Genomic DNA, 9,396 nt, shown 5'->3' with positions numbered 1-9,396 from the left:
CGCCAGGCTGCGTGAGCGCCTCGCGCCCTCGCTGCCCGGGGCGACCTGGTACGAGGTGGGCGGCGGCACCCTGGACGACGCGGTCCGGCTGGCCGGCGAGATGCAGTCCGGCCGCTACGACGCGGTCGTGGGCCTGGGCGGCGGCAAGATCATCGACTGCGCCAAGTTCGCCGCGGCGCGCATCGGCCTGCCCCTGGTCGCCGTACCCACGAACCTCGCGCACGACGGCCTGTGCTCACCGGTCGCCACCCTCGACAACGACGCGGGCCGGGGCTCCTACGGCGTGCCGAACCCGATCGCGGCCGTGATCGACCTGGACGTGATCCGCGAGGCCCCGGCCCGTTTCGTGCGCGCCGGCATCGGTGACGCGGTGTCCAACATCAACGCGATCGCGGACTGGGAGCTGGCGAACCGCATCAACGGAGAGCAGATCGACGGTCTGGCCGCCGCGATGGCCCGACAGGCCGGCGAGGCGGTGCTCCGGCACCCCGGCGGCATCGGGGACAACGACTTCCTCCAGGTGCTCGCCGAGGCACTGGTCCTCACCGGCGTCGCGATGTCGATCTCCGGCGACTCCCGGCCCGCCTCGGGTTCCTGCCACGAGATCAACCACGCCTTCGACCTGCTGTACCCCAAGCGCGCCGCCGCCCACGGCGAGCAGTGCGGGCTCGGTGCCGCCTTCGCGATGTACCTGCGCGGAGCGCACGAGGAGTCGGCGTACATGGCCGAGGTGCTGCGCCGGCACGGACTTCCGGTGCTGCCGGAGGAGATCGGCTTCACCGTGGACGAGTTCGTCCGCGCCGTGGAGTTCGCTCCGGAGACCAGGCCCGGCCGCTACACGATCCTCGAACACCTCGACCTCAAGACGAACCAGATCAAGGACATCTACGCCGACTATGTCAAGGCCATCGGTAGCTGAACTCCGTCCGGTCGTCCACCCCGCGGGGGTGAAGGACCGGCGCAGCGGTGAGCACTGGGCGGGACGCCTCTACATGCGCGAGGTGTCCCTGCGCATCGACCGCTACCTGGTGAACACCAGGGTGACGCCCAACCAGCTCACGTACCTGATGACCGTCTGCGGTGTGCTCGCGGCCCCGGCCCTGCTGGTACCGGGGATCGCGGGCGCCCTGCTCGGCGTGGTCGCCACCCAGCTGTACCTGCTGCTGGACTGCGTCGACGGCGAGATCGCCCGCTGGAAGAAGCAGTACTCGCTCGGCGGGGTCTACCTGGACCGCGTCGGCGCCTACCTCACCGACGCGGCCGTGCTGGTCGGTCTCGGCCTGCGCGCCGCCGACCTGTGGGGCAGCGGCCGTATCGACTGGCTGTGGGCCTTCCTCGGCACCCTCGCCGCGCTCGGCGCCATCCTGATCAAGGCCGAGACCGACCTCGTCGGCGTCGCCCGGCACCAGGCGGGCAAGCCTCCGGTGCAGGAGGCGGCCTCCGAGCCGCGATCCTCCGGCATGGCGCTGGCCCGCCGGGCCGCTTCGGCACTGAAGTTCCACCGGCTGATCCTCGGTATCGAGGCCTCGCTGCTGATCGTGGTCCTCGCGATCGCGGACCAGGCCCGCGGCGACCTGTTCTTCACCCGGCTCGGTACGGCCGTCCTCGCCGGCATCGCGCTGCTGCAGACCCTGCTGCACCTGGTGTCCATCCTGGCGTCGAGCAGGCTGCGGTGAGCGGCATGAAGGTCGGCGCCGTCATCATCACCATGGGCAACCGGCCCGAGGAGCTGCGGGCCCTGCTCGACTCCGTCGCCAAGCAGGACGGCGACCCGGTCGAGGTGGTCGTCGTCGGCAACGGCTCGCCCGTCCCGGACGTCCCCGACGGCGTACGGACCATGGAACTGCCCGAGAACCTGGGCATCCCGGGCGGCCGCAACGTCGGCATAGAGGCCTTCGGCCCCAGCGGCCGCGATGTCGACATCCTGCTCTTCCTGGACGACGACGGTCTGCTCGCCCGCCACGACACCGCCGAGCTGTGCCGTGCGGCCTTCGCCGCGGACCCCCGGCTCGGCATCATCAGCTTCCGCATCGCCGACCCCGAGACCGGCGAGACCCAGCGCCGCCACGTGCCCCGGCTGCGCGCCTCCGACCCGCTGCGTTCCTCCCGGGTCACCACCTTCCTCGGCGGCGCCAACGCGGTCCGCACCCGCGTCTTCGCGGAAGTCGGCGGCCTTCCCGACGCATTCTTCTACGCCCACGAGGAAACCGACCTGGCATGGCGGGCCCTCGACGCGGGCTGGATGATCGACTACCGGTCCGACATGGTGCTGTACCACCCCACGACCGCGCCGTCGCGGCACGCGGTCTATCACCGCATGGTCGCCCGCAACCGCGTCTGGCTCGCCCGTCGCAACCTCCCCGCCCTCCTGGTCCCGGTCTACCTCGGGGTCTGGATGCTGCTCACCCTGCTCCGCCGTCCCTCGCGGCCGGCGCTCAGGGCCTGGTTCGGCGGCTTCAAGGAGGGCTGGTCCACCCCCTGCGGGCCCCGCCGCCCCATGCGCTGGCGTACGGTGTGGCGACTCACCCGACTGGGCCGTCCCCCGGTCATCTGACAAGCTCGTCCCTGAGGGGCCGGTGCGCCCGGAGACGGACGCACCGGACGACGAACTCGAACGCGAACCCGAAGACGAAAGTTTCCACCTGTGAGTGAGACCACGCACGACGGCGCGGTCGCGGTGACCGCGGCCCCGTCGCCCGACGAGGGACTGACGGCGGCCGAGCTGGCCGCCAAGTACGGGCTCTCCGTGAGCGGTGCCAGGCCCTCGCTCGTGGAGTACGTCCGCCAGCTGTGGGGCCGGCGTCACTTCATCCTCGCCTTCTCCCAGGCGAAGCTGACGGCCCAGTACAGCCAGGCCAAGCTCGGCCAGCTCTGGCAGGTGGCCACGCCGCTGCTGAACGCGGCCGTGTACTTCTTCATCTTCGGGTTGATCCTGCACGCCAACCGCGGAATGTCCCGGGAGGTGTACATCCCGTTCCTGGTCACCGGCGTGTTCGTGTTCACCTTCACGCAGAGTTCGGTGATGTCGGGCGTCCGCGCGATCTCCGGCAACCTCGGCCTGGTGCGCGCCCTGCACTTCCCGCGCGCCGCCCTGCCGGTCTCCTTCTCGCTCCAGCAGCTCCAGCAGCTGCTGTTCTCGATGGTCGTGCTGTTCCTCGTGGCGATCGGCTTCGGCAGCTACCCGAGCCCGTCCTGGCTGCTGATCGTGCCGGTGCTGGTCCTGCAGTTCCTGTTCAACACCGGGCTCGCCCTGATCATGGCGCGTGCGGGTGCGAAGACCCCGGACCTGGCCCAACTCATGCCGTTCGTGATGCGTACGTGGATGTACGCGTCCGGCGTGATGTTCTCCATCCCGATCATGCTGCAGGACAAGCCGCACTGGATCGCGACGGTTCTCCAGTGGAACCCGGCCGCCATCTACATGGACCTGATGCGCTTCGCCCTGATCGACGGCTACGGGTCCGAGAACCTGCCCGACCACGTCTGGGCCGCGGCGGGCGGCTGGGCCGCGCTCTTCGCCGTGGGCGGCTTCGTGTACTTCTGGAAGGCGGAGGAGCGGTACGGCCGTGGCTGAGCAGAACAACCAGGACCGACGCCCGACGGTCATCGCGGACGAGCTGCACATCGTCTACCGGGTCAACGGCGCCAAGAGCGGCAAGGGCAGCGCGACGGCCGCCCTCAGCCGGATCCTGAAGCGGGGCGAGGAGCGCGGGGTGCGCAAGGTGCACGCCGTGCGCGGCGTCTCCTTCGTGGCCTACCGAGGCGAGGCCATCGGCCTGATCGGCTCCAACGGCTCCGGCAAGTCCACCCTGCTGCGCGCCATCGCCGGCCTGCTGCCCGCGGAGAAGGGCAGGGTCTACACCGACGGCCAGCCGTCCCTGCTGGGCGTCAACGCGGCTCTGATGAACGATCTCACCGGCGAGCGGAACGTCATCCTGGGCGGCCTCGCCATGGGCATGTCGCGGGAGCAGATCAAGGAGCGCTACGAGGACATCGTCGACTTCTCGGGCATCAACGAGAAGGGCGACTTCATCACCCTGCCGATGCGTACGTACTCCTCCGGCATGGCGGCCCGCCTGCGGTTCTCCATCGCCGCCGCCAAGGACCACGACGTCCTCATGATCGACGAGGCGCTGGCCACCGGTGACCGCAAGTTCCAGAAGCGCTCGGAGGAGCGCATCCGGGAACTGCGCAAGGAGGCGGGAACGGTTTTTCTGGTCAGTCACAACAACAAGTCGATCCGCGACACCTGCAACCGCGTGCTGTGGCTGGAACGCGGCGAGCTGCGCATGGACGGACCGACCGAAGAGGTCCTGAAGGAATACGAGAAGTTCACGGGCAAGTAGCCCATTTCGGCCAGGGCCCCGTCGGAAACCGTTCCGGCGGGGCCCCGCGTCTGCAAAGGAAACGTCAACTCCGGCTGGCACGAGGAATCTTGAGGCCAATCGGTGTGTTCTTGTGATGTGCGGGACACCCCGACGATCCTTGCTGCGTTGTACAACGTAAGCTGGACCGGTCCCGGAAAGCGGCAAGTGGGGCGATAATGCGCGACATCCTCCGTCAGGGCGGCCTCGCGCATTACCGGGCGGCGTGTCCGAAATAGTGTGTATTGGGTCGGCAGTGTAGAACGGGAGATGTGACGACGGCAATGGCTACGGAAACTCCCCAGCTCAACGCAGCATGTGCCGTCCCCGCCCCGGGCAGCGCCCGATGACGGCCGCCGACCCGGCGCCGGACCTGGAACGCGCCACACTGGACAAGGCCGCGAGCGAGAACTTCCCCGTGGCCCCGTTCTTCCTCCCCAGAGCATGGCGCGACGATCTGACGGCCGTCTACGGCTTCGCCCGCCTCGTGGACGACATCGGCGACGGCGACCTCGCCCCCGGCGGGGCCGACGCCCGTCTGCTCGGCGTGTCGCCGGCCGAGGCCGACGACCGCCTCATCCTCCTCGACGCCTTCGAGGCAGACCTGCGCCGCGTGTTCGACGGCACCCCACGTCACCCTCTGCTGCGCCGCCTGCAGCCCACCGTCCGGCGCCACTCCCTCATCCCCGAGCCGTTCCTCGCCCTGATCGCCGCCAACCGCCAGGACCAGCTCGTCACCCGGTACGAGACCTACGACGACCTCCTCGCCTACTGTGAACTGTCCGCCAACCCCGTCGGCCGCCTCGTCCTCGCCGTCACCGGCACCTCGACCCCCGAGCGGATCCGGCTGTCCGACGCGATCTGCACCGCCCTGCAGATCGTGGAACACCTCCAGGACGTCGCCGAGGACCTCGGCCGCGACCGCATCTATCTGCCCGTCGAGGACATGAAGCGCTTCCACGTCCAGGAAACGGATCTCTCCGCGAAAACCGCGGGCGCATCGGTGCGCGCCCTGGTTGCATACGAGGGGCAACGCGCCCGCGATCTGCTGAATGAAGGCGCCCCCCTGGTGGGTAGCGTCCACGGCAGGTTGAAACTGCTGCTCGCGGGGTTCGTGGCGGGGGGGAGGGCGGCGATCCGGGCGATCGCCGCCGCCGAGTACGACGTACTTCCCGGCCCGCCCAGACCCGGCAAGGTCCAGTTGCTGCGTGAGGCGGGCGTGATCCTGCGAGGAGAGGGGTGATCCGGACCGTGGATTCTCCGCCGCACGTGTCCGCACCGGTACTCGCCGCCTACAGCTACTGCGAGGCCGTCACCGGGCAGCAGGCCCGTAACTTCGCCTACGGCATCCGGTTGCTGCCGTCGGCCAAGCGCCGCGCCATGTCGGCGCTGTACGCGTTCTCCCGGCGCGTGGACGACATCGGCGACGGTGACCTGGCCGACGAGGTCAAGCTGGCGCGGCTGGCGGACACCCGTGCGCTGCTCGCCCGGATCCGCGAGGGCGAGGTCGAGGAGGACGACACCGACCCGGTGGCCGTCGCCCTCACGCACGCCGCGCGCGCCTTCCCGATCCCGCTCGGTGGCCTGGACGAGCTGATCGACGGTGTCCAGATGGACGCACGCGGGGAGACCTACGAGACCTGGGACGACCTGAAGGTCTACTGCCGGTGTGTCGCCGGTGCCATCGGACGCCTCTCGCTCGGCGTGTTCGGTACCGAACCAGGGGTGTACGGCGCCGAGCGTGCACCCGAGTACGCCGACACGCTCGGTCTCGCGCTGCAGCTCACCAACATCCTCCGGGACGTCCGCGAGGACGCCCAGGGCGGCCGTGTCTATCTGCCCGCCGACGACCTCGCCAAGTTCGGCTGCTCGGCCGGGTTCCATGGGCCGACCCCTCCCGAGGGCTCCGACTTCGCGGGCCTCGTGCACTTCGAGGTGCGACGGGCGCGCGCCCTCTTCGCCGAGGGCTACCGGCTGCTTCCCATGCTCGACCGGCGCAGCGGCGCTTGCGTGGCCGCCATGGCCGGCATCTACCGGCGTCTGCTGGAACGCATCGAGCGCGAACCGGAGGCCGTGCTGCGCGGCCGGGTCTCGCTGCCCGGACACGAGAAGGCGTATGTCGCCGTGCGTGGCCTGTCCGGCCTCGACACCCGGCATGTCTCGCGCCATGTCTCTCCCCGTTCCGTCAGGAGGCGCGCCTGATGGACGTGTCCGAGCGGGTCTGCGCGCGGCAGGCAACCCTCCGCTGCGGCGTGGCGTCCCTGACTGCGACGGCCCGGCGTGCACCGTTCAACCAGCACGCTCGGCACGCACGGAAGGACGCACGATGAGCGACGGCTCACGCCCCGCACCGGCGCACGCCGGTACGCCGCAGGTGGCAGGCCGCAGCGCTGTGGTGGTCGGCGGCGGTCTCGCCGGCATCACCGCGGCGCTCGCGCTCGCCGACGCGGGCGTCCAGGTCACCCTGCTCGAAGGCAGGCCCAGGCTGGGCGGCCTCGCCTTCTCCTTCCAGCGCGGCGAGTTGACCGTCGACAACGGCCAGCACGTGTACCTGCGTTGCTGCACCGCCTACCGCTGGTTCCTCGACCGGATCGAGGGCGCGGCGCTGGCCCCGCTGCAGGACCGCCTGGACGTGCCCGTCGTCGACGTCGCCAAGCCCGAGGGGCGGCGGCTCGGCCGCCTGCGGCGTGACCCGCTGCCCGTCCCCCTCCACCTGGGGCGCAGCCTGGCCGCCTATCCGCACCTCTCGCTCGCCGAGCGCGCGGCGGTCGGGCGGGCCGCGCTCGCGCTGAAAGGGCTGGACCTCGCCGATCCGGCCCTGGACTCGCAGGACTTCGGCAGCTGGCTGGCCGCGCACGGCCAGTCGGCGCGCGCTCTCGAGGCGTTGTGGGACCTGGTCGGGGTCGCCACCCTCAACGCGGTCGCGGGCGACGCCTCGCTGGGGCTCGCCGCGATGGTGTTCAAGACCGGTCTGCTGTCCGACCCGGGCGCGGCCGACATCGGCTGGGCCCGCGTCCCGCTGGGCGAACTGCACGACCGGCTGGCCCGCAAGGCGCTCGACTCCGCGGGCGTGCGTACCGAGGTCCGTACACGCGTCACCTCCGTCTCTACCAACGAAAACGGGAACTGGAGCGTTCAGGTTCCCGGCGCGACCCTGCAAGCCGACGCGGTCGTCCTCGCCGTGCCCCAGCGCGAGACCCACGACCTGCTGCCGCCCGGTGCCCTGGACGCCCCGGAAAGGCTGCTGGAGATCGGCACCGCCCCGATCCTCAACGTCCATGTCGTCTACGACCGCAGGGTGCTCGCGAAGCCCTTCTTCGCGGCCCTCGGCACCCCCGTGCAGTGGGTCTTCGACCGCACCGACGCCTCCGGGCTGCGTGCCGGCCAGTACCTCGCGCTGTCCCAGTCGGCGGCGCAGGACGAGATCGACGCCCCGGTCGCCGACCTCCGCGAGCGCTACCTGCCCGAGTTGGAACGACTGATTCCGGCTACGTGCGCGGCCGTGGTGCAGGATTTCTTCGTGACCCGGGAGCGCACGGCCACGTTCGCCCCCACCCCCGGCGTCGGGCGGCTGCGGCCCGGCGCCCGCACCAAGGCCCCCGGCCTGTACCTGGCCGGAGCGTGGACCGCCACCGGGTGGCCCGCGACCATGGAGAGTGCGGTCCGCAGTGGAGTGAGCGCGGCAGACGCCGTGCTGAGCGCTCTGGGCCGGCCCCGCCCCCGCCACCTCTTCGATTTCGAGGAGGCGGCCTGATGCTCGCCCAGGAGCCCGCGGCAGGCCTCCGCACTCCCGGTACCGCAACAAGAGGAGAGACTGTGCCCACTGTGCCCCCGGCCTCGACGCCCGCTCCACGGGCCGCGGCGGAGGTGTCCGCGCTGCTGGAGCGCGGCCGGACCCTGGCCACACCGGTCCTGCGTGCGGCCGTCGACCGCCTGGCGCCTCCCATGGACACCGTCGCCGCCTACCACTTCGGCTGGATCGACGCCGCCGGCAACCCGGCCGACGGGGACGGCGGCAAGGCCGTACGCCCCGCCCTCGCCGTGCTCTCGGCGGAGGTCGCCGGCGCCGCACCCGAGACGGGCATCCCCGGTGCCGTCGCCGTCGAACTCGTCCACAACTTCTCACTGTTGCACGACGACCTGATGGACGGCGACGAACAGCGCCGGCACCGCGACACCGTCTGGAAGGTGCACGGCCCCGCTCAGGCCATCCTGGTCGGCGACGCCCTGTTCGCCCTCGCCAACGAGGTCCTGCTGGAGCTGGGCACCGTCGAGGCGGGCCGCGCCACCCGTCGGCTGACCGCCGCCACCCGCGCCCTGATCGACGGTCAGGCGCAGGACATCTCCTACGAGCACCGCGATCGCGTCAGCGTCGAGGAGTGCCTGGAGATGGAGGGCAACAAGACCGGCGCGCTGCTCGCCTGCGCCTCCTCCATCGGCGCGGTCCTCGGCGGTGCGGACGACGCCACCGCCGACGCGCTGGAACGGTACGGCTACCACCTCGGGCTCGCCTTCCAGGCCGTCGACGACCTTCTCGGTATCTGGGGCGACCCGGAGGCCACCGGCAAGCAGACCTGGAGCGACCTGCGGCAGCGCAAGAAGTCCCTGCCGGTGGTGGCCGCCCTCGCGGCCGGCGGCTCGGCCTCGGAGCAGCTCGCCGAGATCCTCGCGGCCGACGCCAAGAGCAGCGACTTCGAGAACTTCTCCGAGGAGGAGTTCGCGGCCCGCGCCGCCCTCATCGAGGAGGCGGGCGGCCGCGATTGGACGGCCGAGGAAGCGCGTCGTCAGTACACCATCGCCCTCGAAGCCCTCGACGCCGTCGACATGCCCGACCGGGTACGGGCCTCCTTCACGGCGCTCGCCGACTTCGTCGTCGTACGAAAGAGATGATCACTATCGGCTCGACACACCTCGCGTAGTCGCCGGCCGGTGTCCGCCCCGAGCTCTCGGCTTCGTTCGAGCGGGGAGGGACCCAAGGACGCAGGACACCGGCCGACGGCGGACCCACAGCAGCACGACTCGCACGACTGCA

10 protein-coding genes are annotated in these 9,396 nt (G+C 70.9%); all 10 read left to right on the top strand.

Translation table 11 applies throughout. The features are described from left to right. A partial coding sequence (locus ABZ079_RS14535; protein ID WP_356939747.1) for an iron-containing alcohol dehydrogenase family protein occupies nt 1–919 on the top strand: 919 nt, incomplete at its 5' end. Then, a complete protein-coding gene (locus ABZ079_RS14530) occupies nt 897–1,676 on the top strand; it encodes a CDP-alcohol phosphatidyltransferase family protein (RefSeq protein ID WP_356939746.1) in 780 nt (259 codons plus the stop codon). The genes ABZ079_RS14535 and ABZ079_RS14530, both read left to right, overlap by 23 nt. A gap of 5 nt (nt 1,677–1,681) precedes the next feature. Continuing rightward, complete coding sequence (locus ABZ079_RS14525) at nt 1,682–2,554, top strand: glycosyltransferase (protein ID WP_356939769.1); 873 nt, start codon at nt 1,682–1,684, stop codon at nt 2,552–2,554. Nucleotides 2,555–2,644: 90 nt separating this feature from the next. Continuing rightward, nucleotides 2,645–3,574 carry an ABC transporter permease gene (locus ABZ079_RS14520; RefSeq protein ID WP_356939745.1) on the top strand — a complete coding sequence of 310 codons (930 nt, stop codon included), beginning with the start codon at nt 2,645–2,647 and terminating at the stop codon, nt 3,572–3,574. Continuing rightward, the gene (locus ABZ079_RS14515; RefSeq protein ID WP_356939744.1) at nt 3,567–4,346 is read left to right on the top strand and encodes an ABC transporter ATP-binding protein; all 780 of its coding nucleotides are present in this window, start codon (nt 3,567–3,569) and stop codon (nt 4,344–4,346) included. The genes ABZ079_RS14520 and ABZ079_RS14515 overlap by 8 nt, the downstream gene beginning before the upstream one ends. A gap of 364 nt (nt 4,347–4,710) precedes the next feature. Then, nucleotides 4,711–5,607, top strand: coding sequence for a squalene synthase HpnC (gene hpnC, locus ABZ079_RS14510; RefSeq protein ID WP_356939743.1), 897 nt, complete (start codon nt 4,711–4,713; stop codon nt 5,605–5,607). After that, on the top strand, nt 5,604–6,566 hold the full coding sequence (hpnD, locus tag ABZ079_RS14505; protein ID WP_356939742.1) for a presqualene diphosphate synthase HpnD: 963 nt from the start codon (nt 5,604–5,606) through the stop codon (nt 6,564–6,566). Before hpnC ends, hpnD begins: the two co-directional genes overlap by 4 nt. Next, the gene (locus ABZ079_RS14500) at nt 6,566–6,694 is read left to right on the top strand and encodes a DUF6380 family protein (protein WP_356939741.1); all 129 of its coding nucleotides are present in this window, start codon (nt 6,566–6,568) and stop codon (nt 6,692–6,694) included. The genes hpnD and ABZ079_RS14500 overlap by 1 nt, the downstream gene beginning before the upstream one ends. Further along, on the top strand, nt 6,691–8,118 hold the full coding sequence (gene hpnE, locus ABZ079_RS14495; protein WP_356939740.1) for a hydroxysqualene dehydroxylase HpnE: 1,428 nt from the start codon (nt 6,691–6,693) through the stop codon (nt 8,116–8,118). The genes ABZ079_RS14500 and hpnE overlap by 4 nt, the downstream gene beginning before the upstream one ends. Further along, complete coding sequence (locus ABZ079_RS14490) at nt 8,118–9,254, top strand: polyprenyl synthetase family protein (protein ID WP_356939739.1); 1,137 nt, start codon at nt 8,118–8,120, stop codon at nt 9,252–9,254. Before hpnE ends, ABZ079_RS14490 begins: the two co-directional genes overlap by 1 nt. The last annotated feature ends 142 nt before the right edge of the window (nt 9,255–9,396 follow it).

Source organism: Streptomyces sp. NPDC006314 (assembly GCF_040613075.1).
Lineage (GTDB): Bacteria > Actinomycetota > Actinomycetes > Streptomycetales > Streptomycetaceae > Streptomyces.
This window is presented reverse-complemented; position numbering and strand designations above follow the sequence as displayed.